Consider the following 25,317-nt stretch of genomic DNA (forward strand, 5'->3'; position numbering starts at 1 on the left):
CAATATTCACAGACTATGATTAACTCCGTGAACGTGATCGAGAAGTGAGGGGTGGGCCAAGCGCACCCCTTCGCGCACGTCTCGTGCGTCCCACACACGGAACCGGAGCAGACCCATGTCCCAGCCCCAGCAGCCCCCCTTCCAGCCTCCGAAGAAGGGCATGTCCACCGGCGCCAAGATCGGTCTCGGGTGCGGCATCCCGACCGTGCTCGTCGTACTGCTGATGGGCGGGTGCAGCGTGCTGATGATCGCCAGCACCGACACCGACAACGGCGATGAGGCCACCGAGGTGGCCGAGGCCGACAACGGCGATGGCGGCGACGGCGAGGAAGAGGGCGATGCCGCCCACGAGCTCGGCGACACCTTCGAGCACGGATCCTTCGAGTTCACCGTCCATTCCATCGAGTACGGCGTCACCAGCATCGAGGACGAGTTCGGGCTCACCCAGGAGCCCCGCGGCGAGTACGTCGTCGTTGAGCTGACCGCCGAGAACATCAGCTCCTCGGCGGAGCACCTCAGCGGGAGCGACCAGGTCCTCATGGATGAGGCGGGGTCGATGTACGAGTACGACATCAGCGCCTCCGCGGACGCGACGTTCATCGACCAGCTCAACCCCGGCCAGGCCGCGGAAGCGACCCTGGTCTACGACATCAGCGAGGACACCGAGATCGACCACATGCTCGTCAACGGGGAAAGCATGTTCGAGGACGGCGTGCGCGTCGACCTCGACGACTGAACCCCACAACAGAAGCGGCCCCGGGCCGTGCTTGGGTTCTAACGGTGGTCGCGACACCCTGACTCTCAGGAGATTGCGGCCACCGTGTCGGTTCCGAAGGAGAAACGGGACCGTCAGCGCAGGTGCGAGGCGCCGTTCAGGTCCAGGACGGCGCCGGAGGACCACTCGGCTTCGGGAGAGGCCAGGTACAGCACCGCCGAGGCGACCTCCTCGGGGCCCGCGACGCGGCCGAACGGGCTCTGGGCGCGGACCTGGTCGGTGAGGCGTTCGGAGACGCGCTCGGTCTCGACGAAGCCGGGGGCCACGGACGCGACCGCGATGCCGTGCGGGGCCAGGGCCACCGCCAGCGACTGGCCCATCGAGTGCAGGGCGGCCTTGCTGGCACCGTAGGCGGGGTGGTCCGGTTCGCCCTTGAAGGCGCCGCGCGAGCCGATGTTGACGATGCGGCCCTTGGTGCCCCGGTCGATCATGTGCCGGGCGGCGAGGTAGGACACGTTCGCGGCCCCGTACACGTTGACGTCCACGGTCTCCGACCAGGCTGAGAGCCATTCTTCGTAGGAGGTCTCGGCGATGGGGTGCGGGCGGTTGACCGCGGCGTTGTTCACCACCACGTCCACCCCGCCGAGCCCTTCGATGGCCCGATCGACCAGAGAGGCGGTGGATTCGGGGTCGCGCAGGTCCGCTCCGACCAGGACGTGTCCGTCGCCGGGCAGCCCCTGAAGCGTGGCCTCCGCCTCCGAGCGTCGGGTGCCGTAGTGCACCGCCACCCGGTCGCCCGCCTCGGCGAAGGCGGTCGCCACCGCCCGGCCGATGCCCCGGGCGGCACCGGTGACCAGCACGCTGCGACTCATGGGGGGCCTTTCGACGGGGTGGAGCTGGGCGTCCACGAGATTACCGTCCCTTGTAGTATGCAGGGGCACTGCCTCCCGGAACCGCCTTCCTCCCGCTCTAGGGCATGTTCAGCGGACACATACCCTGCTGCGCGTCGCCCCAGCGGCACTGTCACCGCGCATCTCTCAGTCGACAGCCAAACCCGGGCGGGCCCCCGCTGTGCGATGCTGCCGAGCTTGCGAGGCAGCGCACAGCAGGGGAACTCCTTCTTCGGCCTTGTGCCAGCACCACTGGATACGCCGCTCGCGACGGGCAGCATCCACCGAACACGCCCTAGGTGCTTCCAGCCACCGGTGACCAACCGGGGACGGGGAGCCTCAGCAAGAGCCGCCGGTGCCCCGAGTCACGCCATACGGCGGGCGACGGCCCGGACCAGGGCCCTGGGCAGGATCCGCAGGACGCCGTCGGCGGCCTTGTACTGGCCCCCGGGGATGACCACCGGGCGCCCCACCGACCAGGCGCGCAGGGAATCGCGGACGATGTGCTCCTTGGGGACGAAGGCGAACTCGGGCATGCCCTGCTCCTGAACGCCCCGGGTCATGTCGGTACGCACGAAGCCGGGCAGGACCGCGGTGACGTGCACGTCCTGCTTGCGCACCTCGGCGGCCACGCTCTCGCTCCACAGCGTGACGAACTTTTTGCCCGCACCGTAGACGGAGCCGCCCGGATTGGCGGGGATCTCGCCCGCCATCGACGACACGTTCACCACGCCCAGCTTGTGGTCCGAACCGGCGGCGCGACGGGCGAGCTGGACCGGCAGGACCGCGCGGGTCAGCTGGAGGACCGCGCGGACGTTGAGGTCCAGCATGGCGTCGATCTCGTCGGGATCCTGGTCAGTGAACGCGCCGCCGTCACCGCGGCCAGCGTTGTTGACCAGGAGGTCGATCGGGGCGAGGTCCCCGGCGCCGTCCACGGAGAGGCGGTCGGCGACGGCGGCCACACCCTTGGGGGTGCCCAGATCGGCGGAGAGGACCTCCACGTCCGTTCCGCAGCGTTCTCGTACGTCCGCCGCCAAGCCTTCGAGGAGCTCGCCCCTGCGGGCGACCACGACCAGGGCGTAGCCGCGCTGGCCGAGCCTGCGGGCGTACTCCTCCCCGATACCGCTCGAGGCTCCGGTGACCAGTGCGGTTCTGGGGTGGGAGGGGGGACCGGGGGACTTGGCCGCTTCGCTCATCCCCACAGCGTAGATCCTGTGTCATTGGCCACCCGATACGTGACCCCCGTGTGGCACCGGTTCCCTTCCGCACCGTGGTGATAGCCACGCGGCGTTTCCCAGACAAAGGCCGCCACGGTCTCCCCCTTGCAGCACAGAGGCGTTAGCGTTCAACCATGTCCGAGACTCAGAGCCCTGCCGGACCCTTTTCCGCCCTCAGGCTGGATGAGCGTCTGCGTGACACCAGACTCTTCTTCAGCCAAGCGCTGCGAACCTTCCATGCCACGGGTTCCATCGTGCCCAGCAGCAGCGCCCTGGCGCACGCCATGGCCGACCACATCCGTTTCCGAACCGAACCCGACGAGCCCCTGCGCGTTCTGGAGGCCGGGGCCGGGACCGGTGCCATCAGCCGCGGGATCGCCGCGGCGATGCGCCCGGGTGACACCGTCGACTTCGTCGAGTCCAACCCGGAGTTCGCGGCTTACCTCGAACACCTGCTGGAAACCGACCCGGTGATGACGCCGATCGCCGACGCGGCCGACGTGCACGCCTGCCTCGTGGACGAGATGGGCACGGACCAGACCTACGACGTGATCGTGTCGGGTCTGCCGTTCGCCAACTTCACCCCTGAGCAGGTCGAGGGGATCTTCGAGTACTACTTCAAGGTCCTGCGCCCCGGCGGAACCCTGTCCTTCTACGGGTACCTGTACACCAAGGAGGTCAAGGCCGTGATCGCCAAGCGCGAGGACTACCTGCGCCAGGCCCGGACCAGCTGGGTGGTACAGGACTGGTTGGACCGCTACGGCATCGGTTCGGAGAAGGTGTTCGCCAACGTCCCGCCCGCGTGGGTGCACCACCTGCGCAAGCCCGAATGGGAGTCGTCCAGCACCTGACCGGCACCACCTGACCGGCGCCGGACCACTCAGTTCCCGGTGTCGCCCGATCGAACACCCCGCCCACAGGCTGTGGACAACTACTCCGCGGCCGGGGGCGGGGTTTCGTACGTGCGGGTGCGGGTGCACGCGCAGGAGGACCACCCGCGCAGACCGGTCCGCGACCTCCACCACACCAACGGCCTGCTCACGCAGCAGGAGCGGCGACTCCTCCACCCTCACGACAAAGTGTCCTATTCGTGACGTGCCTCACTTAATGCACGTGTCGCACGCACGGCGGGAGCGCGGGTAGTCTCGCGTTGACTTCTGGGGGACCTGACCTTTTCCAGAACGGCTGGCATGACCAGTTCTGTCCGTGTGAACGCTAAATGTTCCTTAGGTCTGTTCAAAGTCCCCCGATGCTCATCCCGCGCCACCACCCCTGCGTCTACGTTCGTCACACCAACCCCGTGTGAACCAGACACATGCGCGCGGAGTCCTACATCTCACCTATTTTCCCAGGTCGACCAACGGACCGGTGGAGGAGGCAACGTGACGGTCACCCAGGTGGTCGAGGCGGCTCCGGCAGTGCCACAGTGGCCAGCCGACACGACCCTAGAGGCCATGCCGCTCGACGTCCGGCAACGCGTCTCCGCCCTCGCCCGAACCTCGCGCCTACTCGTGGCCTGCGACTACGACGGTGCGCTCGCCCCGGTCGACTCCGACCACAGGGGCCCCCTCTCCGAAGCCGTCCGCGCGCTGCGCGATCTCGCGGACCTGCCCGGAACCGTGTGCGCGGTCATCTCCGCCCGCCCCCTGCGCGACCTCGCCGCCCTCTCCCGGCTTCCCGCCGAGGTCCGCCTCGTGGGCGCCTACGGCACCGAGTTCGACACCGACCTCACCATCGACCCCCGCCACCCCGGCACCGGCCCTGACGCCCCGCCTGCAGACAAGGCCGCCGCCCTGGAACTGCTGCGGGAGCAGATCGATGCCACCGCGATCCTCTACATCGGCGGCGGCGACGGCGAGGAGCCGGTGTTCAAGAACCTGAACGCCGGGGCCGACGCGGGCGTCCGGGTCGGTGAGGAGCCCACGGTCGCCGCCCACCGCGTCCCGGACACCCCCACCGCCGCCACCCTGCTGGCCATGCTCGCGACCGAACGCCGCTCCTGGGTGTTCGGCGAGCGCCCCACGCCCATCGAGCGCATGTCCATGCTGTCCAACCAGGCCTCCGTGGCGCTGCTGGGCCCGGACGCCCGCCTGTCCTGGTTCTGCCACCCCGAGCCGGACTCCAACGCCCTGTTCGCGGAAGTGCTCGGCGGCCGCCAGGCGGGCGTGTACGCGATCACCCCCGCCCATGGCGGCCTGCCCCTCGGCCAGCGCTACCTGCCCGGCACCATGACCGTGCGCACCCGGTGGTCGCGGCTGGAGGTCACCGACTACCTCGCGCACGGCACAGCGCCCGGCCGTACCGACCTGGTACGGGTGATCGGCGGTGTCACCCCCGCCAACGTCGAGTTCGCGCCGCGCCCGGACTTCGGCCGCGCGCCCATCCGCATCACCGTCGAACCCGAAGGCCTGCGCATCCAAGGTGCTGGCTTCCCCATGGTGCTGCGCTCCCCGGGCGTGGAATGGCAGGTGGACCACGACGGCACCGACGACGTCGCCCGCGCCACCGTGCATCCTCGCTCCGAGCGCCCCGTCGTGCTGGAACTGCGCTGCGGCACCGATTCCCTTGCGCCCGAGGAACACACCGAGGCCGGGCGCCAGGAACTGACCGGTCGGCAGTGGTCGTCCTGGCTGGACACCCTGGAGCTCCCGCACACCGAGAACGCGCTGGCGGCGCGTTCGGCGCTGACCCTGCGGGGTCTGTGCACGCCCACCGGGGGTGTGATGGCGGCAGCGACCACGTCCCTGCCCGAGGAAATCGGCGGGGTCCGCAACTGGGACTACCGGTACTGCTGGCTGCGCGACGGCGCCCTGACCGTCCAGGCCTTGGTCTCGCTGGGCTCGACCACCGAGGCCGAGGCCTTCCTGGACTGGGTGCACCGCGTGGTGGCCTCGCTGCCCGGCCCCGAGCTGTTGCGTCCGCTCTACAGCCTGCGCGGCACCGACCTGGGCCCCGAGGAGGTCATCGAGTCGCTGTCGGGCTACGCGGGCTCGCGCCCGGTGCGGATCGGCAACCTGGCCGACCACCAGGTGCAGATGGACGTGTTCGGCCCCGTCGTCGAACTCATCGCCCAGCTCAGCGGTGTGCGCGGCGAACTCGCCGACCGCGATTGGGACCTGGTGCGTTCCATGGCCGAGGCGGTGGCCCGCCGCTGGCACGAGCCCGACCACGGTATCTGGGAGGAGCGCGACGAGCCCCGCCAGCGGGTGTACTCCAAGGTCATGTGCTGGGTGACGCTGGACCGGGCGATCACCCTGGCCGGCCGGTACGGGCGCACCGTGGACCCGTCCTGGCCGGACCTGCGCGCGCAGATCGCCCAGGAGGTGTTGGAGAAGGGCTGGAACGACGAGGCGCAGGCCTACACCACCGCATACGACGGCACCGATCTGGACGCGGCGTCGCTGCACATCGGCCTGTCCGGGTTGATCGACCCCTCCGACGAGCGCTTCCAGGCGACGGTGACGGCGGTGGAGGCCGAGCTGCGCAGCGGTCCGACGGTGTACCGCTACCACCGCGACGACGGGTTGCCCGGTGGTGAGGGCGGTTTCCACCTGTGCACCACGTGGCTGATCGAGGCGTACCTGTTGACCGGGCGCCGCGCCGAGGCAGAGGAGCTGTTCAAGCACCTGGTGGGGTGTGCTGGGCCCACGGGGTTGATCCCCGAGGAGTTCGACCCGGTCACCGAGCGGGCGCTGGGCAACCACCCGCAGGCCTACTCGCATCTGGGCCTGATCCGCTGCGCCCAACTCCTCGACCGGCTCTGAACCCGGGACCCGGGCACACTCGCTTCCTCCCCACCGCCTACACAAGGCACTCGGGCGCCCCGAAAGGGGCGCCCGACGCGCGTCTCAAGCCGGGAGGAACCGTCGCACCAGACCCGGCGCGAGCCAGGGACGACGCCCCCAGGCCAGTACCCTTCCGGTCAGGGCTGGTAGCCACGGGCCCACCCGGCCGTAGTTCATCAGCAGTGCGGTCACCGGCTCCGAACTGATCCGCACGTCGACCGCACCCGTCTCCGCCGGGTTGACGGTCAGCCGTCCGTCGTCGAAACGGTAGACGTTGCGTTCGATGCCGCGCAGGCGCATCTCGTACGTGGCCGTGTGCCCGGCGGAGCGGGCCGGGTCCACCCATCCGGGCAGCACCTGGTGCAGACCGGCCAGCACCAGCGGTACGTGCGCGGGTTCGATGGGCCAGGGCCGGTTCGCGGTCCGGGCTATGTCGTGTCCGTGTACCACGAACTCGCCCAGAAGTGTGCCGAGCGCGCGGTCTGCACGGACCCGCTGGTCGCCGTCGAAGTACATCATCGGCGGATCGTCGGCGAACCCCGCGGCCGTCTCCACCAACGCCTTAGTGTCCGCCCGCAGACGCTCGGCGAGCTCGTTGGGGTCGCGCGTGGGCAGTGTGCGCACCTGCTCGGCGTTGAACGCGGGCAGGTCGGCCACCTCGGACGGCCAGTCCCCGCGGCCCAGAGCGAGCTCCCGGTACCGGCCGGGTTCCATGGCGACGTGCCCGAGCACGTCGGTCACCGACCAGGCCGGGGTCGCCGCCACCGTCCGGTCGGGCTCCGGCACGGAGGCGGCGAGCACGGCGAACCGGTCCGCCATCTCCGTGACCGCTTCACGCATCCGCTTCCCCGTGTCAGCGGCCATGCCCCTCCTTCGTCCGAGTTCCCATGGGACGACGCGTTCCCATGCCCTCCGCAGGACACCACGTCCCGGCCGCCGAGCCCACAGCGGCGGTGCCCCTGACCGCTTTCGGCCAGGCTTCTGGAGTGTCCGCCCCGGATTGTAGGGTTCCGGCACGTTCCGGAACCGGGAGGGCCCCACGATGACCGCCACCCTCAGCCACCGCGCGCTCAACCGCGCCACACTGGAGCGCCAGCTCCTGCTGCGCCGGGTGGACCTCTCGCCCACGGATCTGGTCACCCGCCTGTCCGGGCTGCAGGCGCAGACCACTCACACCTGGTACGTCGGCTTCCAGAACCGCTTGGAGAGCCCCGACCCGGACGGGATCGGGCGGCTGCTCACCGACGGATCCCTGGTCCGGATGTCGCTGATGAGGTCGACCCTGCACCTGGTCACCCCCGATGACGCATGGTGGTTGCGACCGGTCACCCAGAAGGCCATGGATCGGGACCTGGCGCGCAGCGTCCACGGCAGGGCCACGGCGGACGTGGACCGCGCGGCCGTCGTGGCACTGGGCCGGGAGCTCCTGGAGGAGCGTCCGCTCACCCCCAAGGAGTTGGGCGAGCGGCTCGGCGAACGGTGGCCGGGGGTGCCCGGAAACCACCTGGCCTACGTGGTCCGCTGCCTGCTTCCGGTGGTGCAGGTCCCGCCCCGCGGTGTCTGGGGCGCCTCCGGGCCGCCCGCGCTTGCCCCAGCCGACACCTGGACCGGGAGGCCCATGGACGGCGGGGCCCGGCGCGAGTCTCTGGTGCAGCGCTACCTCGCGGCCTTCGGCCCGGCCAGCGTGCGCGACGTACAGGCCTGGTCCGGGCTGACCCGGCTGAGGGAGGTCGTCGAGAACATGCGCGACCGGTTGATGGCCTTCCGGGGCGAGAACGGGGCCGAGCTCTTCGACCTCCCCGAGGCCCCGCGCCCCGACCCCGAAACCCCGGCCCCGGTCCGTTTCCTCTACGACTTCGACAACCTGCTGCGCGGCCACGCGGACCGGAGCCGGATCATCTCCACCGAGAACCTGCGCCGCATCTCGGCGCGCAACGGGATGCCGCCCGCGACCGTGCTGCTCGACGGTGAGGTGAGCGCCGCGTGGCGAGTGGACCGGAGCCGCCGGGCCCCCTCCTTGGAAGTCGTCCCCTTCACCGGATTGACGGGTGCGGAAACCGAGGAGATCACTGCTGAGGGGCACCGACTGCTCGCCTTCCTCGACCCGGGCCGCGGAGGCGGGGAGGTCCGGATCACCGACCAGCACTGAGCGTTCGGTCACCCGTTGTGTGCACATGCATCCAGTTCACCGACAGTCCGTGCGGGTATGACAGGATTCTCTGGTGACTGAAGAGTTCCGCGCCGCGTTCCAACGTGTGCTCGACACCGCCGCCAGCCAGGCATCCGGTTTCTCCGAAGCCGTGCACGACGTGTTCCGGCTCTCCTCTCAGGTGCCCCAGGAGGAGCTCGCCATCGCGATGGAAGCTCTCACCCCGGTCCTGATCGACTGCGAACCCCACGCGGGGATCGCGGCGGACCTCTCGGTCCTGGCCGGTGCCCTGGTCGAGTCCGGAGCGCCGGCCGGTCAGGTGGGTTTGGAGGTGTTGCGGCAGCTGGGCAGTTACGGCCAGGCGGCCGCGGCCTTCATGCACGCCTGGGAGAAGACCGGCGGCGGCACCCTCCCCCCGCCGAACGACGTCGGCGAGGTCGAGGAGAAGCGGGTCGAGGAGGTCTTGGGCGACAACGCGCCGCTGGCCACCATCGGCTGGTGGACCTCCCTGCGCTACGGCCTGTCCGCCAAGGCCATGCTGAGCGACTCCGCAGTGCGCTCCGCGGTGCGTTCGGACCCCAGCGCGCTGGACAGCCTGGGTCAGATCGTGCACGCGCTCTCCACACGCCTGACCGAGTTCGGCGAGGTCGCCGAACTGCTGCGGATGGCCGAGGTGAGCCGGGCCCTCGTCCTGGACCGCGCCTCGTGGCGGGGTTTCCGCGTGCGCTTCGACGGTGTGAGCGACAACTTCCAGCTGCACACCCTGATCGCCGACGCGCTGATCGGCAAGGAAGGCCAGCGGCTGCCCGGTACCAGGCCGGACCCGCGGTGGGTCGCGGCGTCCCTGGACGCCCAGGTGGACCCGCTGGCCGACGTCGTGCGCGGTGAGTGGGACCTGGTCGGCGGCGACGGAACGTGGGTCGGCAACGAGGCCTGCCCCGGCGACATCCCCTTGGTGGACGGCGAGCGGGTCCTGGTCCTGGAGCCGCAGTCGCTGATGCACTCCTGGCGGGCCGGCCGACGGCACCCGCGCATCCCGGGCACACTCACCGTCCTGGCGGAGCTGCACCCGGACGAGGCCGCCACCTGGTGGGCCCGCATGCACCCGGCCGGTGCGGTCCGACACCCGCAGGCCCCCTCGATCGAGCACGACGACACCGGCACGCACCGCCGTCCGCCCCGGCACTTCGGTGTGGCGGCGCACTTCGCCGAGGTGGACTCCGGGCCGATGTCGGCGTCCTTCGGCGCCCTCGACCCGCACTTGGACGCCCCCGAGCCCGGGGCAGGGTCGGCCCTGGAGAACCTCACGGCCAGCCCTGAACCGGTTTCGGACCCCACGGGCTTCCCGGACGGCCCCCTCGACGAACCCGACGAGTTCCCGGTCCCCGCACCGTGGGCCACCGCCCCGGGGCCGGGTGAACCCGTGTGGCGGGAGCCCCGCTCGCTCGAGGAAGCGGAGGCGTCCCCGGAGCCCGAACCGTCCCCGGGTTTCGAACCGTTCGGGGCCCCCGAGTCCGAGCAGGGCCCGGAGAGCCCCGACGATCCGCGTCCTCCGGGCGCTCGTCTGCTGCCGCCCCTCCCGCCGGGGGTGTCGGACAGCAGCACTTGGGCACCGCACTGGAAGTGGCCCATGGGCCCGCCCGGACACTGAGCCCCAGGAACTGGTCACGCGGCGGCCGACCCCGACATGACACTTGTCATCACCCGCCCACAACACCCCTCATAAGGAGGCGGTGACTCCTACGACTGTCCGGCAGGGGCGCTCTCACGGGATTCTGGGGACATGACGACGAACACGAAGAGCCACCGGTCCCACGACGGCGAACAGAGTGCCCGGCCCACCCGTGAAGCGGTCCTCAAGGCGGCCGGCAAGGAGTGGGACCTCGAGGAGTCCAAGCGCGCCAAGGCCGAGATGAAGGCCAGGGCTCCGTGGAAGGGCAGGTTCGAGCGCCAGGACAAGATCCTGCTCGCGCTCGCCGTCGTGATCCCCGCCTTCTTCCTCCTGACCCTGCCGCTGCGGCCGCTCTTCATCGCGGACCACCCGATCGGCCTGGCCTTCGTCACCGGCAGCCACGCCGCCGTCGGCGCCGGCGCGGCCTTCGCCAGCATCGGAGAGGCCCCCCTGTGGCTGGTGGTCGTCGCGGGCGTGATCGGCAAGATCAAGATCGACTGGCTCTTCTGGTGGGTGGGCCGCCGCTGGGGGCACGGCATCGTCGCCTTCCTCATCCCGAGCGAGCGCGGCCAGCGCTTCGCCAACCGGTTGCAGACGATGAACCCCTGGGTCATGCGGCTGATCATCCCCCTCAGCTACTTCCCGGGTGTTCCGGGCGGGATCCCCCACATCATCGCCGGTGTGAACAGGATGCGCCTGAGCACCTTCATGCTGCTGGACGCGATCGGCGCCCTCATGATCACCTCCCTCGTAGCGGCCATCGGGTACGCGTCGGGCCAAACGGGTGTGGACGTGGTCCTGCTCATCGACCAGTACGCCCTGTGGATCACGCTCGCGCTCATCTTCGGCATGGCGATGTACCCGGTCCTCGGCCAGGCCCGGGACCAGAAGGCGCGCAAGGCGGAGGCCCTCCGCGAGGTGGCCGAGGCCTACGACGCAGAGACCGAGCGCATCGAAGCCGAGACCGTTCTCAAGGCCGACGCCGAAACCGCCGCCGGGACCGCCCCCGCAACCGGAGCGAGCGCGGAGGCTCCCGCCGAAGCCGCATCCGGGACGACTTCCGAAGACGTTCCGAACCCCTCCGACGACGGCCCGGCCTCCAAGGACTCCGTAAAGTAGATCCATGGCCGCACACGGTCACACACGGGGGCGGGGTCCGCGACTAGGCTGGCGATCGGCAATCCGACACCCCGGGCAAGCCGGCTGCACTGGGTGCGTCGCAAACTCACTCAAGGAGATCCCGTCATGGGACAGCAACACTTCGATCTGGTCGTCCTCGGCGCCGGGCCGGGCGGTTACGTCGCGGCGATCCGCGCGTCCCAGCTCGGCCTCAACGTGGCCGTCGTCGAGGAGAAGTACTGGGGCGGGGTCTGCCTCAACGTGGGCTGCATCCCTTCCAAAGCCCTGTTGCGCAACGCCGAGCTCGCCCACCTGTTCCAGAACGAGGCCGAACAGTTCGGCATCAAGGTCAACGGGACGGTGGAGTTCGACTACGGCAAGGCGTTCAGCCGCAGCCGGGAGGTCGCGGACGGCCGGGTCAAGGGCGTCCACTTCCTCATGAAGAAGAACAAGATCACCGAGCTCAACGGGCGCGGCACCTTCATCGACGACCACACCGTCGAGGTGAAGTCCGAGGACGGGTCGACCAGCACCGTCACCTTCGACAACGCGGTGATCGCCGCCGGCTCCTCCACGAAGCTGATCCCCGGCACCTCCCTGTCCGAGCGGGTCGTGACCTACGAGGAGCAGATCCTCACCGAGAAGCTCCCCGAGAGCATCGTCATCGCCGGCGCCGGGGCCATCGGCGTCGAATTCGCCTACGTGATGAGCAACTACGGGGTCGACGTGACCATCGTGGAGTTCCTCGACCGCGTCGTGCCGCTGGAGGACGAGGAGGTCTCCAAGGAGATCGCCCGGGCCTACAAGAAGCTCGGCGTGAAGATCATGACCTCCACCAAGGTGGAGAAGGTCGAGGACACCGGCAAGGGCGTCAAGGTGACGGTCACCGGCGCCGACGGCAAGCAGCAGACCCTCGAGACGGACAAGCTCCTCCAGGCGATCGGCTTCTCGCCCAACGTCGAGGGCTACGGCCTGGAGAAGGCCGGGGTGGTGCTCACCGACCGGGGCGCCATCGACATCGACTCCCGGGGCCGCACCAACGTCCCGCACATCTACGCGATCGGCGACGTCACCGCCAAGCTCATGCTGGCCCACACCGCCGAGGCCATGGGAATCGTCGCGGTGGAGACCATCGCCGACGCCGAGACCCAGGAGGTCGACTACCGGTTCATCCCGCGGGCCACCTACTGCCAGCCGCAGATCGCCAGCTTCGGCTACAGCGAGAAGGAGGCCAAGGAAGCGGGCTTCGACGTCCAGGTCGCCAAGTTCCCCTTCATGGCCAACGGCAAGGCGCACGGCCTGGGTGACACCCGCGGCTTCGTCAAGCTCATCTCGGACGGCAAGTACGGCGAGTTCCTGGGCGCCCACATGGTCGGCCCGGACGTCACCGAGCTGCTGCCGGAGCTGACGCTCGCCCAGCAGTGGGACCTTACGGTGCACGAGGTGGCGCGCAACATCCACGCCCACCCGACCCTCAGCGAGTCGGTCAAGGAGGCCGTCCACGGCCTGGCCGGGCACATGATCAACTTCTAAGGCGTCCGGGCCGGTTCGGAGCCGCCCCTGAACGCTTCGCGGGGGACCGGACGCGCTCCGGTCCCCCACCTCTGCCCGGCCACCGGCCGGACTCAGCGGATGAGCGGTTCGAGGACCCCGGGAAGGCCCACGCTGTCGTAGTGGGCACGGGCCATCTCGATCTTGGTGAAGACGTCCTCGTAGCCGGTGGCCGCCCCGTCGCCGTCGACGTAGACCATCGCGCCGGTGATGTTGAAGAACGTGACCATGTGGTCGCAGTCCTCCGGGACGGCGAGGGTGTGGATCTCACCGGGCGGCTCGTACACGAAGTGCCCTGCCTCGGCGACCCAGTCGTGCTCGTGGTAGTACCACTTGCCCTCGATGACGTACCCGAACACGGCCCCCGGATGGCGGTGCCGGGAAACGACGCCGGAGGCCGTGACCTTGAGCAGGTTGCACCACTGGCCGGTGACGGTGTTGAGCATCAGCGGGCGGAACCACACGTCCGGTGCCTGGGGCACCCACATCCGCGGGTCCTCGGGAACGGCGGGGATCGCGATCTCGTCGGGCAGGTCCGCGGACGGCTGGATGAGTGGGGCTTTGCTCGGGGACACTGATTCCTCCTGTAGGGGTTCGGTTGCGTGGCCTGGTCAGGCGGCGAGGTACCCGCCGTCCACGGGAAGCACGGCTCCGGTGACGAACCCCGCGTCCGGGCCGCACAGGAACTCGACCGCGCCGGCGATCTCGCTGGGGTGTCCCCACCGGCCCATCGGGGTGCGCTCGAGGATGCGGGCCTCCGCGGTGTCGTCCTCGCGGATACCCGAGGTCAGGTCGGTGCGGATCCAGCCGGGTGCGACGGCGTTGACGCGGATGCCGTGGGACGCCCAGGCGACCGCGAGCGATTTGGTGAGCTGGGTGATCCCGCCCTTGCTCGAGCTGTAGCCGGGCACCAGGGGGCCGCCGACGTAGCTCAGCATCGAGGCGATGTTGACGATCGAGCCTCCCACCGCGGCCAGAGCTGGCCGCGCGGCCACGCAGGCGCGCATGGCCGCCGTCAGGTTGACCTCCACGACGCGCGCGAACACCGCGGGGTCGAACTCGTCGCGGCGCCGGATGATCCCGGCCGTGTTGACCAGGGCGGTGATCTCAGGGAATCCGGCGAGGTAGCCCTCCAGCTCGCCCTCGCCGGTCACGTCGAGTTCGGTGACCTCCGCGGCCCCTCGGACCTCCTCAGGGGCCTGGTCGGCCCGTAGGCCAGCGACGGCGACACGGTCCCCGCGCCGGGCGAACCGCGCGGCCACCGCGGCTCCGATGCCGCTGGTACCGCCGAGCACCACGACCGCCGACCGCGCGGTCGCGGCCGCTCCCCGGGCCCGGTCGGCGTCGTCGGCCGCGGGGCCGGTGTTCCGTACTTGGTCCATGGGCCCATCCTCAGTCGGGGTCGGGGACGGCGAGGGTGTCGATCCAGTACTCGCGGGCGAGTGCGTCGACCCCGGCGGGCGAGACTCCGCGCAGGTGTACGGTCGTACCGTCGGTCCCGGAGACCCGTCCGTGGTCCTGGAGTTTGAGGAAGTGGTAGCGCTCGGGTTCGAAGCCGAGGACCACGTCCACGTCGAACCGGCCGCGCTCGTCGGGTTCGTCCCCGAGACCGGGCTCGGCCTTGCCGGTCGCTTGGAAGGTCAGCCAGCCCTGGTAGAGCAGGACGAGCAGCACCACGACCACGATCCGCCGCAGTGTGGCACTCCTCGCCGCCCTGCCCCCGAGCGCTCTAACGGACATCGGCGGCGCCCTGTTCGCTGCCGGAACCCCGCGCGGCGCCGAAGCCCCGTTCGCCGTCCGCGGTGCCCCGCTCGCCGCCGACCGGCACGTCCTCCCCCAGGTCACCCTCCAAGCCGTCCACGTCCAGGAGGCCGTTCAGGTGGGCGACCGCATCCCGGAAGCCCGGCTGGTCCACCGCCGCACGCCAGGAGCGCGGACGGGGCAGGTCGACGGTGACGATCTCCTGGACGGCGCTGGGCCGCTGGGAAAGCACGACGACCCGGTCGGAGAGGAAGACCGCCTCGTCGATGTCGTGCGTCACGAAGAACACGGTCGGCCGCCGTTCCTCGAAGATGCGGGTGAGGTCCTCTTGGAGCCTGCGCCTCGTCTGCGCGTCGATGCTCGCGAAGGGTTCGTCCATGAGCATCACCGCGGGTTCGTTGGCCAGGACCCGGGCGACCCCGAGCCGCTGCTGCATGCCGCCGGAGAGCTCGTGCGGGTAACGGTTCTCGAACCCGGCCAGGCCCACCAGGTCCAGGTACTCGCGGCCGCGCTCCTCACGCTCACGCCGCCGCACGCCTTTCATCCGCAGGCCGAAGGCGACGTTGCCGAGCACGGTCTTCCACGGGAACAGGGCGTGGCTCTGGAACACCACCCCCCGGTCGGGTCCTGGGGCGCTGACGTCCCTGCCGTCCACCGCGACCGAGCCCGATGTGGGCCGCACGAAACCGGCCACGGTGTTGAGCACCGTGGTCTTGCCGCAGCCGCTCGGGCCGAGCACGGACACGAACTCGCCCTGCTCCACCGTGAAGGACACGTCGCCGATCGCGACGACCTCGTCACCGCTGTAGGCGTCCGTGTAGACCTTCTCCAGGTTCTCGATCACCAGCGCGGTCATCCGTCGCCCTCCATGTTGCGTACCATCCCCCACCGCTCCACGGTGGCCCTCTCGAACGGCGCCAGGACCAGCGCGTCGAGCATGTACCAGAGAATCCCGAGCACGACCATGCCGAGGAAGACCTGGCTGACGTCGCCCGCCCGGCGGGCGTCGAACATCATGAAACCGATACCGCTGGTGCCGACGATGATCTCGGCGGCCACCAGCGCACGCCAGCCGTAACCGAGCCCGGTCCGCACGCCCGTGGCGACGGACGGCAGCGCCCCCGGGACGATCACCTCGAAGAACACCCGGACGCGTCCCGCGCCGAGGCTGCGCGCGGCCCGGATCAGCTCCTTGGGCACCTGTTCGACCCCGGACACCACGCTGAGCATGAGGGGGAAGACGATCGTGTAGACGATGACGAACGTGACGGCGGTCAGGCTGAACCCGAACCACACGATGACGATCGGCAGCCAGGCGATGTCCGCGATCGCTTGGAAGAACAGCAGGATCGGCCAGACCGCTCTGCGCAGCCGCCAGAACATGGCGGTCAGGAACCCCATGGGCAGCCCGATGAGCAGGCCGAAACCCACCCCGTAGGCCAGCCGCTCCATGGAGTCCCCCAGGTACCCGGGTAGGACGCCCTTGCGGATGAGGTCGATGAACTCGACCACCACCCGGTCGGGCCCCACGAAGAACGCCGGCGGGAACAGCCCGCTCTCGGCCAGGCCCCACCACAGGAGCAGGACCGGCACGAACGGTCCGAGGGTGCGGAAGGCGGAGCTTCGGGTGAGCCGGGACCAGACCCGGCGGGCCAGCGGTGCGCGCCGCCGCGTCGGCCGCGCGGAGGGGTCGGTGCGCGTCGTGACGGCCGACATCAGCGATCACCCCTCGTCATTCCCCACCGTTCGACCGTGCGGCGTTCCAGCGGGGCGAGCAGGAGGCGGTCGGTCAGCAGCCACAGGATTCCGATCAACACCATCGAAGCGATGATGACGTCGGTGGAGAAGGTGGTCTGGGCCAGGAACAGGGCGTATCCCAGCCCCGCGCTGGCCGCGATGATCTCGGCGGCCACCAGACCCCGCCATCCGTAGCCCAGCCCGATGCGCAGGCCCGTGATCACACTGGGCATGGCGCCGGGCAGCAGAACCTCCCAGAACATCCGCCACGGTCCGGCTCCGAGGGACCGGGCCGACCGCAGGAGCGCTACGGGGATGCTGCGCACGCCCAGCATCGTGTTGTACGCCAGGGCGAAGAACATCGCGTTCCACACGATGAAGATGACGGCGCCGTCGCCGTAGCCGAACCACAGGGTGGCGATGGGGATCCAGGCGATCCCGGCCAGGGCCACCGAGAAACGCAGCAGCGGAGAGAAGAAGGCCGACAGGGCCCGGCTGGCGCCGAGCGCGATCCCGAACGGCAGTGCGGTGGCGATCGCGACGACCGAGCCGACGAGGACCCGGTAGAGGCTGGCGCCGACGTGGCGGGCCAGTTCACCCGAGACAGCCATGCTCCACAGGGCCGCACCCACATCGTTGACCTGGGGGAAGACCCGTTGGGGTACGCCCGTCACGGACACCGCGGCGGCCCACACGCCCACCAGGGCGGCCAGTGGGAGCACGAACCAGAGGAAGCGTCCGACCCGGTCTCCGGTGCGGCCGCGGCGTGGGGCGGCCGCACCGGATCGCGCGGCGCGTCCGAGACCGCGCGCTGGGCCGTGCGTCATACGGCGCACGCCTCCTGGGCGACCTCGCGGACGAAGGTGTAGTCGTCTTCGATCAGCGCGGGGTCGGGTACTTCGGCGAGGTCGTCGAACAGCTCGGGGTGGTTCTCCTCGACGGAGAGGATCGGCCCCGGGTGGAAGAGGTCGTTGAGGTCGGTCTCGTACTCGATCTCGCCCTCCTCCTCCAGGAGCAGGGCGACCGTGTCCAGCGCCAGGTAGTTGCAGGCCGAGAACCGGGGGTCGAGCTGCTCGATGTTGTACTGCATGGCCTCTTCGGCGATCTCGAGCTCGGTACCGGTGATCCAGCGGACCGCGGCCTCGGAGGCGTCGTCGGGGTTGTCGCGGATCCAGCGGTCCGTGGTCGCGCGGGAGGCCAGGAAGGCCTCGACCAAGTCCTCGTTCTCCTCCAGGTACTCGGGGGTGGTGACGATGTAGCCGATGTAGGGGATGTAGCCGCCGCCCCGCACCACCTCGTAGGTGTCATCGACCTGGTCGAGCACGGTGATCGGCCAGGGGTCCCAGCTCACCGCGGCGTCCGCTCCCCCGGTCTCCAATGCGACGGGCATGTCCGGCGGCGGCGTGTTGACCAGGTCCACGTCGTCGACGTCGATGCGCATGTCCTGGAGCAGGCCGAGCAGGTAGAGGTGGTTGATCGTTCCGAAGCTGGTGGCGATGGAGGCGCCTTCGAGGGTGGAGAGGTCCTCGGAGTCGATGTCGGAGCCTTCGGTGGCCACGATCGACATGGTGTCGTCGACGCTGCGCTCCGTGGCCGACCCCGAGTAGTTGCCGACCATGACGAGGTCGACGCCTTCGCTCACCGCGGGCATGGCGGGTACGCCGACCTGGATGATGTCGACCTCACCCGCCTCCATGGCGTTGATGGCGTCCACGCCGGTGGGGAAGGGGTCGGCCACGGTCACGTCCAGGCCGTTGTCCTCGAAGTGGCCGAGTTCGGTGGCCAGGGGCAGGCCGAGCTGGTCGATGCCGTCGACGTAGCCGGCGTCGAGGGAGCCGCTCGCGGCGGAGTCCGCCCCCTCCACGTCGTCGTCCACGGTCGCGCCCCCGCTGCAGGCTGAGGCCAGAAGGACTATGGAACAGGCAGCGGCGAGGGGGGTGAAGGGGAATCGGTGCATGAGCGTTCTTCCAGTGGGCGGGTGTGCGCCCCCATGCGGGCGCACACGTTCCCGGTCCGTGAGGTGGGAACGCGCCGGAGCACCCGTCGGCGACCGCCGTGTGTGGGGGGTGGGGTGTGGCGACGCGAACGGGCCCAGATGGAACTGGACCCGACCATTCGCGCTTTTCGGGCACGACGCTACCGGTGCCGGGATCAGGCGTGAAGAACCATTCGGTTATACCGGTATTCGCGGAGCGAATACTCAGCCGCCCCGTTGGACGCGCTGTGCCGGAACGCTCCGCCGCGCTGCGATCCGCGAAGCGACGGGCGCGGTCCCGAACGGTGTCGCGGCCTCGGAGACGACCTGGAGGACGCGTCTGGCGGCCGGGGTGAGCGTCCGTGTGGAGTCCCAGCACACGGCGACGCGGCGCTCCGGTGACCCCCGCAGATGCCGCACGCGGACACCCGAGGTATCGGCGGTCCAGGCGGCCAGCCAGTTGGTGACGCCCACTCCGATGCCCCGGGACACGAGGGACACGAGGGTCTGGGGCTGGTTGGTCGCCTGCACGAGTTCGATCGCCAGGTCGTGCTCCTGGAAGACGTGCCATGACTCGAACTCGGCGTTGCTGGGAGCGTCGAGGCGGCCTATGGACACGATCGGGTAGGCGGCGACGGCCGCGAGGGGGACTGGTTCCGGTACGTCCGCCAGGGGGTGGTCCTCGGCGTGCACCACGACGAGCGGTTCCGTCCACAGGGGGCGGCTGGTCACGGACGCGGACACGGGCTTGGGCGCCATGGGCCGCAGGTACAGGTCGACCTCGCCGCCCACGAGGGCGTCGTCCAGCTCCAGCGTGGCGTGCTCCGACAGCACCACCTTGATGTCCGGGTCGCTGGCGGCCAGGCTCTGGAGGAGGTCGGGCACGAAAGCGGCACCGGCGCTGGGGTAGGCGCCGAGGGAGACGATGCCGCGGGTGCCGCCGCGCCACGGGGCCATCGCGGACTCCGCGACCTCCAGTGCCCGGAGAACGTTGCGGGCCTGCACGGCCAGCGCGCCACCAGCTTCGGTGAGCCGTACCGGGCGCTTCCTGCGGTCGAACAAGGGCTGACCGATCTCCCGCTCGAGCGCTGCCACGTGCTGGCTGACCCTGGGCTGTGACCGGCGTGTGGCCTCCGCCGCGGCCACGAAACTGCCGCTGTCAACCACGGCAAGAAAGGAAACGAACCACTCCAGGCGGATATCCGTGTCGAGCATGCGATCACGCTCCGTCGTGCGATGGGGGGCGGCTTGCGGGATGGAGGTGGAGGGCTGGGAGGCCGGAGTGATTCAAGATACAGGGGGGAAAAGTAAATTCAGCACGATAAACGACAGTGAACTCCGCCACCTACCGCATTCCCTCGTTTCGGACTATTGGGAAATCTTATTTTGAGATTCCGGAAGCCACCCATCGCCGCCCCTGGCACGGCGCGGCGGTCGTCCGCTCCACCCCTGACCGCCCCAGAAACGGCGCCGAACACGCCCTATGGGCGCCGGACTTGCTAGGTTTCCCTGTGTCCCCTGCCGGAGCCCCCTCCTACAGCCCGGCGCACCCCGAACCGAAAGCCACCCATGCGCCTGATCCCGTCCAAACCCCTGTCGTGCCTGGGCACGGCCGCCGCCGCAGTCGTCATCGGTGGTGTCGTCCTCGTCGGCTGCGACGCGGTCGACCTCGACCTGGACCTGAGCCTGTCATCGGACGGAGCGGACTCCCCCGCCGAAGACGCGAGCGCCAGCCCGAGCCCCGAGGACGCAGAGGCTCAGGAGGATGAGGAGGACTCCTCGGCCTACGGTCTTCCCGAGTCATGCGAGAGCGCGAACGCCGCGGAGATCGCCGGAGACCTCGCCCCGGGCACGGTCCTCACCGAGGACAGCGGCGCCATCGACGGGATCGACGGCGCCGAGCAGGTCTCCTGCACGTTCAGCGACGGGAGCACCGAGCCGGGCACCCCCTCCTTCACGCTCGTGTTCACGTCGGGAACCGACCCCAGCGCCAACCCGGACGTCGTCCAGGTGCCCGGCACCGAAGCGGAGATGAACTGGGAGGTGGACGTCGACGTGGACGTGGACACCTACCACACGGAGGACTCCGACGACCTCGGCGGCGACCTGGAATACGTCGGCACCGTGGACGGGTCCAGCCGACACCTGTACCTGGAACTGCCCGGCGACTTCCACGTCACCGCCATCGCCTACTTCGACGACGTCGAGCGCGGCGAGCTCGAGCGCGTCGTCCTACAGGCCGCCGAACAGATCCGGGGCTAACCGTCCTGGCGGCGGGCACCCCGTGTTCCCCGCACTTCGAGCAGGCCTCGTCCGAGGCCCTGCTCCCCGGTTCCACTCCTCGGAACACGGCTGAGGGGCCGCCGGCTTCCAGCGGCCCCTCCCGAGTTCCTCCGAGCTCCCCCTAGTACTCGACCGGGATCTCCTCGAACTCGCCGAACGGTCCGGCGCGCAGGGTCAACTCCTCGACGTCCACCGGGGGCGCGGGGAAGACCGCGACCAGCTCGTGGGAGTTGCCGGGCTGGATCATGTGCACCTCCTCAGCGAAGCTGCTGTAACGGCCCTCACCGAAGTCCATCTGCGCCACGTAGCGCACGAGGCCGCTGTCCGGCTCGAAGAGCTGGAACCCGCCGAGCGTGCCCTTGTTGAACTGCTCGGGGCCACCCGCCACCGACTCGGTACCGCCCAGCTCCGGGGCTAGTGGCTCGTCAGTGGTGTTGGTCATCGCCACGGTGCCGACGACGTAGGCACCGTCGCGGCGGAGCGGGTGGATCTCCAGGAGGATCCCGTCCTCCTCACCCTCCGCGACCACGGAACCCGGGTCGTCGCTGTAGGGCGCGGGCCAGGTGGCGTTGCGCTGCGCGACTCCCAGACCGTCGTCGTCGTAGTCCTCGTCCTCGGTGGCCTCGACGGTGGGGTCGAAGACGTAGGAGAACTCGACCCGGCGGTTGCGCGCGCGGGCCTCCTCGTCGTCGGAGCCGCCCTCTCGGGCGATGGGCTCACTCTTGCCGCGGCCCTCGACCTCGAGGTTGTAGTCCGTACCGAGCTCCTCCGCGAGGAGGTCGCGCACGCTCTCCGCCCGCTCGACGGACAGATTGTCGTTATAGGCGTCGTCACCGACGCCGTCGGTGTGGCCGATGACGGTGATGGTGGGATCGTCGGGGTCGACGTTCTCGGCAAGGGTGGTGGCCGCGCGCCGCACCACGTCAGCGGCATCGTCGGTCAGGTCCGAGCGGTCGAACTCGAACATCACGTCCGAGTGCAGCGAGATGATCTCGCGGTCACCGTCACGCGTGGTGGAGGCGACCTCGGAGTCGACGAAGCTCTGCACCCAGCCCTCGTCGGCCAGCGCGTCCTCGTCGGGGCGGCGGTTGGCGAAGTCGAGGCTCTCGCCCCCGTCGGGCGGGTTGTCGAGGCTGAGGTGGTCCGGCCCGATGGGGTTCTCCGGGTCCTCGCGCTCCTCGTCCACGTCCTGGATCGTGATGCCGGTCATGGCACCCAGGCCGCTGCCGACGAAGGTCACCTGCTCGACATCGTCCGGAACCCTCGGGAAGTAGCGGGTGTACTCGTTGGTGACCCCGTCGTGCACGGGGTAGAGGCCGTCCTCGTTCGGGCTCTCGGATCCGTACTTGAGCCCTTCGTCGTCGAGGAACTGCCGGTACACGCGGCCGGTGAGGGGGTCGACCAGCGTGTGGGCCATGCTCAGGTTCCGGTTGGGTCCGTCGAAGTCGTCCAGGTAGGTGACCTCGTAGTGCATGACGGTGTAATCGGCGGTGCGTTCGAGGCCGGTGATGGCGAAGCGCATCTCGGTGTCCTGACCGGTGTCCTGGAAGATGCGCCCCTCACGGACGTAGGGGAACTCCTCCCTGACCTCCGGCGGACCCGACGCGTCGCCGAAGGTCTCGGACCACCAGTCGGACACCGGGGTACAGCCGCTGAGCAGGAGGCTGCCCGAGACCATGAGCGCGACCACGGTGAGGGGCGTCTTCCGCGCCATGTGGGGGAACTCCGATCGTTGAGGAGACGTACGGGCAATATCTTCCTGCACTCACAGGGTCGAACCGACCACGGCGTCCCGATAGGAGCGCTGTCAACCGCCTTGGCCAGGGGTGACCCCTCTGGGGGATTCTTCGCTATGCCCTCGCATCCGCGTGTGGAGTGACGCGTGTGGAGTGAGTTGAACGGCCCGCAACAGGCTACTGGCGCGTAACGTCGTGTTCCGGTAACGGACGGCGATCGCATGGAGGAGCGCCGCATGCGGAAGAGAACCCTCGCGGCCACCGCGGCCGCACTCGCGCTCGTATTGAGCGCCTGTGGCGACGGGGATACGGGCGACGAGGAACTCCAGGAAAGCGGGCAGGAGGGTTCGGCCGGGGGGAAAGGGAGCGCGGCCGAACCCTTCGGTCCCGGCTGCTCCGATTTTCCGCGGGAAGGCCCCGGCAGCATCGAGGAGATGGCAGACCAGCCGTTCGCCAGCGCCATCGACGAAAGCCCGGTCCTGGGCAACCTCGCCGACGCGCTGGATCAGGCGGGGCTGAGTGAGGACATGGACACCTCCGAGGGCTTGACCGTGTTCGCGCCCACAGACGACGCCTTCGACATGTATCCGGACGAGGAGGTCGAGGACCTCCTGGAGGACCCGGACGCACTGGCGTACGTGCTCAACAACCACGTGGTCGCCGGGGAGGCCGAGCCGGGGGAGTTGGACGACGGCATGTTCGACGCCCTCAACGGCGGCCAGGTGCGCGTATCCGAGTCCGGGGGCGAGTTCACCGTCAACGACTACGCACCCGTGGTCTGCGCGAATATCCAGACCGCCAACGCCACCGTGCACGCGGTGAGCATGCTCGTCATCCCCTCCTGAGCCCCGGCGGTAGCCGCGTGTGAGCCCCCGGGTCCCTGATCCGGGCACGCGGGAACAGAGAAATCGAGAAAAGTTCCCCATCCACCAATCCGGCCGACCGGCGGCCGCGAATGCCTTACGTGACTACCGAGACACGCGGGGAGAAGAACCCGCCACGCGACTGGCGACGGGCAGCCGTCGGGGTGGGTACTGGCCTGCTCGTCGTCGGGGCGGCGCTCGGATTCGGCGAACTCGCCGCCGGGCTCTTCCGCGCGACCTCTCCGGTGGTCACTGTCGGCGACGCGCTCGTCGACAGCAGTCCCCCGTTCCTCATGGAGTGGGCGATCGAACTCTTCGGGACGGCCGACAAGGCCGTGCTGATCACCGGGGTCCTGGTCGTCCTCGTCCTGGCGGGGGCGGTGCTGGGTGTCGTGGCGCTGCGCCGTCCCCTCGTCGGATACGCGGGACTGCTGCTGTTCGCGGCGGTGGGGCTCGCCGCCGTGGCTCTCCGCCGCACGGACGACCTGGGGGCGGCTGCGGCCGTGGTCGTCAGTGCGGCGGCGGGCGCAGTGGCACTCGCCCTCCTCCGGAGAAGCGCGCTCCGCGCCCTCGAACCGGGGGGAAGGAAAGGGGAGCCGGAGGCACCGGCGGTCGCGGACGAGGAGAACCCGGCCGTTCCCGCTCCGGGACCGGGCCGAGGGCCCGGGAGGCGCGGCTTCGTGTTCACCGCCGCCGGTGTCGTGGCCGCGACCGGTTCCGCCGGTGCTCTCGGACGCTGGCTGCCGTCGCTCATGGGCGGCGCGGGTTCCCGGGCCGAGCTGGCCCTGCCCGCACCGGCCGAGCCGCTGCCGCCCCTGCCGTCCGGGGCCGACCTCGGCATACCCGGAATGGAGCCCTTCAGCACCCCCAACGCGGACTTCTACCGCATCGACACCGCGCTGACCATTCCCCGACTGGACTCCACCCAGTGGACCCTCCGCGTGCACGGCCTGGTGGACCGCCCCTTCGAGATCGACATGGACGAGCTGCTGTCCCGTGATCTGGTCGAAGCCGACATCACCCTGGTGTGCGTGTCCAACGAGATCGGCGGCGACCTGATCAGCAACACCCGCTGGCTCGGCTTCCCCCTCGCCGACCTGCTGCGCGAGGCCGGGGTCCAGGCCGACGCCGACCAGATCCTCAGTACCTCCGACGACGGCTGGACCTGCGGAACACCCACCGAAGCGGTCATGGACGGCCGCGACTCGCTGCTCGCCGTCGGCATGGGAGGGGAACCCCTGCCCCACGTCAACGGCTACCCCGCGCGGATGGTGGTGCCGGGCCTGTACGGGTTCGTCAGCGCCACCAAGTGGGTCACCGACATCAAGCTCACCCGTTTCGCCGACGAGCAGGCCTACTGGGCCCAGCGCGACTGGGGCGTGCGGGCTCCGGTCAAGACCATGTCCCGCGTTGATGTGCCCGCCCCTCTTGGGCGCGTCGAATCCGGGGAGGTCGTACTCGCCGGAATAGCGTGGGCTCAGCACCGCGGTATCGACGCCGTCGAGGTCAGAGTGGACGACGGCGACTGGTGGGAGGCCGAGCTCGCCGTCGTGCCCGGTATCGACACCTGGGTCCAGTGGGTCACCGAGGCCACCGTCGAGCCGGGAAACCACTCCGTCGAAGTCCGGGCGACCGACTCCACGGGTTTCACCCAGCCTTCGGAGCGGGTGGACCCGATCCCCGACGGAGCCACCGGCTGGCACCGCATCCGCTTCACAGCGACCTGAGCCCCACCTGAGCTAAACCGCACAGACCTCACAAGCCCCATAGGCCACATAGAACACACAAACCACATAACAGAACGCATAGTCCACATAGCAGAACGCACAGATAACCGCGTAAGAGCACCAACCAGGAGAGAACG

The 25,317-nt window shown here is 69.8% G+C and carries 23 protein-coding genes; 11 read left to right on the forward strand and 12 right to left on the reverse strand.

Annotation, left to right across the window (positions count from 1 at the left end; translation table 11 throughout):
* Positions 1 to 115: 115 nt before the first annotated feature.
* The gene (locus ACYVD1_RS20300; protein ID WP_460775143.1) at positions 116 to 736 is read left to right on the forward strand and encodes a DUF4352 domain-containing protein; all 621 of its coding nucleotides are present in this window, start codon (positions 116 to 118) and stop codon (positions 734 to 736) included.
* 113 nt (positions 737 to 849) lie between these two features.
* Here ACYVD1_RS20300 and ACYVD1_RS20305 read toward each other — a convergent pair whose 3' ends face one another.
* The gene (locus ACYVD1_RS20305; protein ID WP_460775146.1) at positions 850 to 1,587 is read right to left on the reverse strand and encodes an SDR family NAD(P)-dependent oxidoreductase; all 738 of its coding nucleotides are present in this window, start codon (positions 1,585 to 1,587) and stop codon (positions 850 to 852) included.
* Positions 1,588 to 1,970: 383 nt separating this feature from the next.
* Positions 1,971 to 2,801 (reverse strand): SDR family NAD(P)-dependent oxidoreductase, encoded by an 831-nt coding sequence (locus ACYVD1_RS20310; protein WP_460775149.1) that lies wholly within the window; start codon positions 2,799 to 2,801, stop codon positions 1,971 to 1,973.
* Positions 2,802 to 2,956: 155 nt separating this feature from the next.
* Here ACYVD1_RS20310 and ACYVD1_RS20315 point away from each other — a divergent pair, with 155 nt between their 5' ends.
* The 3 genes from ACYVD1_RS20315 to ACYVD1_RS20325 all read left to right on the forward strand — a co-directional run bounded on the left by ACYVD1_RS20315 (position 2,957) and on the right by ACYVD1_RS20325 (position 6,586).
* Complete coding sequence (locus ACYVD1_RS20315; RefSeq protein WP_460775151.1) at positions 2,957 to 3,673, forward strand: class I SAM-dependent methyltransferase; 717 nt, start codon at positions 2,957 to 2,959, stop codon at positions 3,671 to 3,673.
* A gap of 72 nt (positions 3,674 to 3,745) precedes the next feature.
* Positions 3,746 to 3,916, forward strand: a complete 171-nt coding sequence (locus ACYVD1_RS20320; RefSeq protein ID WP_460775153.1) for a hypothetical protein — start codon at positions 3,746 to 3,748, stop codon at positions 3,914 to 3,916.
* 288 nt (positions 3,917 to 4,204) lie between these two features.
* The gene (locus tag ACYVD1_RS20325; protein ID WP_460775155.1) at positions 4,205 to 6,586 is read left to right on the forward strand and encodes a trehalase-like domain-containing protein; all 2,382 of its coding nucleotides are present in this window, start codon (positions 4,205 to 4,207) and stop codon (positions 6,584 to 6,586) included.
* An 84-nt stretch (positions 6,587 to 6,670) separates the two neighbouring features.
* Here ACYVD1_RS20325 and ACYVD1_RS20330 read toward each other — a convergent pair whose 3' ends face one another.
* Positions 6,671 to 7,471 (reverse strand): maleylpyruvate isomerase family mycothiol-dependent enzyme, encoded by an 801-nt coding sequence (locus tag ACYVD1_RS20330; RefSeq protein ID WP_460775158.1) that lies wholly within the window; start codon positions 7,469 to 7,471, stop codon positions 6,671 to 6,673.
* Between the two features lie 178 nt (positions 7,472 to 7,649).
* Here ACYVD1_RS20330 and ACYVD1_RS20335 point away from each other — a divergent pair, with 178 nt between their 5' ends.
* The 4 genes from ACYVD1_RS20335 to lpdA all read left to right on the forward strand — a co-directional run bounded on the left by ACYVD1_RS20335 (position 7,650) and on the right by lpdA (position 13,080).
* A complete protein-coding gene (locus tag ACYVD1_RS20335; protein ID WP_460775161.1) occupies positions 7,650 to 8,756 on the forward strand; it encodes a winged helix DNA-binding domain-containing protein in 1,107 nt (368 codons plus the stop codon).
* A gap of 73 nt (positions 8,757 to 8,829) precedes the next feature.
* The gene (locus ACYVD1_RS20340; protein WP_460775165.1) at positions 8,830 to 10,407 is read left to right on the forward strand and encodes a hypothetical protein; all 1,578 of its coding nucleotides are present in this window, start codon (positions 8,830 to 8,832) and stop codon (positions 10,405 to 10,407) included.
* 132 nt (positions 10,408 to 10,539) lie between these two features.
* Positions 10,540 to 11,547 (forward strand): DedA family protein, encoded by a 1,008-nt coding sequence (locus tag ACYVD1_RS20345; RefSeq protein ID WP_460775168.1) that lies wholly within the window; start codon positions 10,540 to 10,542, stop codon positions 11,545 to 11,547.
* A gap of 126 nt (positions 11,548 to 11,673) precedes the next feature.
* A complete protein-coding gene (gene lpdA / locus ACYVD1_RS20350) occupies positions 11,674 to 13,080 on the forward strand; it encodes a dihydrolipoyl dehydrogenase (RefSeq protein ID WP_460775171.1) in 1,407 nt (468 codons plus the stop codon).
* Positions 13,081 to 13,172: 92 nt separating this feature from the next.
* Here the strand turns inward: lpdA and ACYVD1_RS20355 are convergent, their stop codons facing one another.
* The 8 genes from ACYVD1_RS20355 to ACYVD1_RS20390 all read right to left on the reverse strand — a co-directional run bounded on the left by ACYVD1_RS20355 (position 13,173) and on the right by ACYVD1_RS20390 (position 19,786).
* Complete coding sequence (locus tag ACYVD1_RS20355) at positions 13,173 to 13,673, reverse strand: 2,4'-dihydroxyacetophenone dioxygenase family protein (protein WP_460754611.1); 501 nt, start codon at positions 13,671 to 13,673, stop codon at positions 13,173 to 13,175.
* Between the two features lie 36 nt (positions 13,674 to 13,709).
* Positions 13,710 to 14,480 (reverse strand): SDR family NAD(P)-dependent oxidoreductase, encoded by a 771-nt coding sequence (locus ACYVD1_RS20360; protein WP_460775173.1) that lies wholly within the window; start codon positions 14,478 to 14,480, stop codon positions 13,710 to 13,712.
* 10 nt (positions 14,481 to 14,490) lie between these two features.
* Positions 14,491 to 14,838 (reverse strand): hypothetical protein, encoded by a 348-nt coding sequence (locus ACYVD1_RS20365; RefSeq protein WP_460754619.1) that lies wholly within the window; start codon positions 14,836 to 14,838, stop codon positions 14,491 to 14,493.
* On the reverse strand, positions 14,828 to 15,715 hold the full coding sequence (locus ACYVD1_RS20370) for an ABC transporter ATP-binding protein (RefSeq protein WP_460775177.1): 888 nt from the start codon (positions 15,713 to 15,715) through the stop codon (positions 14,828 to 14,830). The genes ACYVD1_RS20365 and ACYVD1_RS20370 overlap by 11 nt, the downstream gene beginning before the upstream one ends.
* Positions 15,712 to 16,575 carry an ABC transporter permease gene (locus ACYVD1_RS20375; RefSeq protein ID WP_460775179.1) on the reverse strand — a complete coding sequence of 288 codons (864 nt, stop codon included), beginning with the start codon at positions 16,573 to 16,575 and terminating at the stop codon, positions 15,712 to 15,714. The genes ACYVD1_RS20370 and ACYVD1_RS20375 overlap by 4 nt, the downstream gene beginning before the upstream one ends.
* Positions 16,575 to 17,423 carry an ABC transporter permease gene (locus tag ACYVD1_RS20380; protein ID WP_460775181.1) on the reverse strand — a complete coding sequence of 283 codons (849 nt, stop codon included), beginning with the start codon at positions 17,421 to 17,423 and terminating at the stop codon, positions 16,575 to 16,577. Before ACYVD1_RS20380 ends, ACYVD1_RS20375 begins: the two co-directional genes overlap by 1 nt.
* A complete protein-coding gene (locus ACYVD1_RS20385) occupies positions 17,420 to 18,553 on the reverse strand; it encodes an ABC transporter substrate-binding protein (RefSeq protein WP_460775183.1) in 1,134 nt (377 codons plus the stop codon). The genes ACYVD1_RS20380 and ACYVD1_RS20385 overlap by 4 nt, the downstream gene beginning before the upstream one ends.
* A 243-nt stretch (positions 18,554 to 18,796) precedes the next feature.
* Positions 18,797 to 19,786 carry a LysR family transcriptional regulator gene (locus tag ACYVD1_RS20390; protein ID WP_460775185.1) on the reverse strand — a complete coding sequence of 330 codons (990 nt, stop codon included), beginning with the start codon at positions 19,784 to 19,786 and terminating at the stop codon, positions 18,797 to 18,799.
* Positions 19,787 to 20,140: 354 nt separating this feature from the next.
* On the opposite strand from ACYVD1_RS20390, the gene ACYVD1_RS20395 reads away from it, so the two are divergent.
* Complete coding sequence (locus ACYVD1_RS20395; protein ID WP_460775188.1) at positions 20,141 to 20,833, forward strand: hypothetical protein; 693 nt, start codon at positions 20,141 to 20,143, stop codon at positions 20,831 to 20,833.
* A 142-nt stretch (positions 20,834 to 20,975) separates the two neighbouring features.
* Here the strand turns inward: ACYVD1_RS20395 and ACYVD1_RS20400 are convergent, their stop codons facing one another.
* Positions 20,976 to 22,568, reverse strand: a complete 1,593-nt coding sequence (locus ACYVD1_RS20400; protein ID WP_460775191.1) for an OmpA family protein — start codon at positions 22,566 to 22,568, stop codon at positions 20,976 to 20,978.
* A gap of 258 nt (positions 22,569 to 22,826) precedes the next feature.
* Here ACYVD1_RS20400 and ACYVD1_RS20405 point away from each other — a divergent pair, with 258 nt between their 5' ends.
* Together ACYVD1_RS20405 and ACYVD1_RS20410 are read left to right on the forward strand one after the other, a co-directional pair.
* Complete coding sequence (locus ACYVD1_RS20405) at positions 22,827 to 23,435, forward strand: fasciclin domain-containing protein (RefSeq protein ID WP_460775193.1); 609 nt, start codon at positions 22,827 to 22,829, stop codon at positions 23,433 to 23,435.
* A gap of 110 nt (positions 23,436 to 23,545) precedes the next feature.
* A complete protein-coding gene (locus tag ACYVD1_RS20410) occupies positions 23,546 to 25,180 on the forward strand; it encodes a molybdopterin-dependent oxidoreductase (RefSeq protein ID WP_460775197.1) in 1,635 nt (544 codons plus the stop codon).
* Positions 25,181 to 25,317 lie beyond the last annotated feature (137 nt).

The organism is Nocardiopsis nanhaiensis, from assembly GCF_054778635.1.

Coding starts and splice junctions, on each gene's coding strand:
- ACYVD1_RS20375 (WP_460775179.1), bottom strand. CDS start 16,575: ATGTCGGCCGTCACGACGCGCACCGACCCCTCCGCGCGGCCGACGCGG.
- ACYVD1_RS20315 (WP_460775151.1), top strand. CDS start 2,957: ATGTCCGAGACTCAGAGCCCTGCCGGACCCTTTTCCGCCCTCAGGCTG.
- ACYVD1_RS20335 (WP_460775161.1), top strand. CDS start 7,650: ATGACCGCCACCCTCAGCCACCGCGCGCTCAACCGCGCCACACTGGAG.
- ACYVD1_RS20345 (WP_460775168.1), top strand. CDS start 10,540: ATGACGACGAACACGAAGAGCCACCGGTCCCACGACGGCGAACAGAGT.
- ACYVD1_RS20300 (WP_460775143.1), top strand. CDS start 116: ATGTCCCAGCCCCAGCAGCCCCCCTTCCAGCCTCCGAAGAAGGGCATG.
- ACYVD1_RS20390 (WP_460775185.1), bottom strand. CDS start 19,786: ATGCTCGACACGGATATCCGCCTGGAGTGGTTCGTTTCCTTTCTTGCC.
- ACYVD1_RS20370 (WP_460775177.1), bottom strand. CDS start 15,715: ATGACCGCGCTGGTGATCGAGAACCTGGAGAAGGTCTACACGGACGCC.
- ACYVD1_RS20305 (WP_460775146.1), bottom strand. CDS start 1,587: ATGAGTCGCAGCGTGCTGGTCACCGGTGCCGCCCGGGGCATCGGCCGG.
- ACYVD1_RS20385 (WP_460775183.1), bottom strand. CDS start 18,553: ATGCACCGATTCCCCTTCACCCCCCTCGCCGCTGCCTGTTCCATAGTC.
- ACYVD1_RS20405 (WP_460775193.1), top strand. CDS start 22,827: ATGCGGAAGAGAACCCTCGCGGCCACCGCGGCCGCACTCGCGCTCGTA.
- ACYVD1_RS20410 (WP_460775197.1), top strand. CDS start 23,546: ATGCCTTACGTGACTACCGAGACACGCGGGGAGAAGAACCCGCCACGC.
- ACYVD1_RS20330 (WP_460775158.1), bottom strand. CDS start 7,471: ATGGCCGCTGACACGGGGAAGCGGATGCGTGAAGCGGTCACGGAGATG.
- ACYVD1_RS20365 (WP_460754619.1), bottom strand. CDS start 14,838: ATGTCCGTTAGAGCGCTCGGGGGCAGGGCGGCGAGGAGTGCCACACTG.
- ACYVD1_RS20380 (WP_460775181.1), bottom strand. CDS start 17,423: ATGACGCACGGCCCAGCGCGCGGTCTCGGACGCGCCGCGCGATCCGGT.
- lpdA (WP_460775171.1), top strand. CDS start 11,674: ATGGGACAGCAACACTTCGATCTGGTCGTCCTCGGCGCCGGGCCGGGC.
- ACYVD1_RS20400 (WP_460775191.1), bottom strand. CDS start 22,568: ATGGCGCGGAAGACGCCCCTCACCGTGGTCGCGCTCATGGTCTCGGGC.
- ACYVD1_RS20395 (WP_460775188.1), top strand. CDS start 20,141: ATGCGCCTGATCCCGTCCAAACCCCTGTCGTGCCTGGGCACGGCCGCC.
- ACYVD1_RS20310 (WP_460775149.1), bottom strand. CDS start 2,801: ATGAGCGAAGCGGCCAAGTCCCCCGGTCCCCCCTCCCACCCCAGAACC.
- ACYVD1_RS20360 (WP_460775173.1), bottom strand. CDS start 14,480: ATGGACCAAGTACGGAACACCGGCCCCGCGGCCGACGACGCCGACCGG.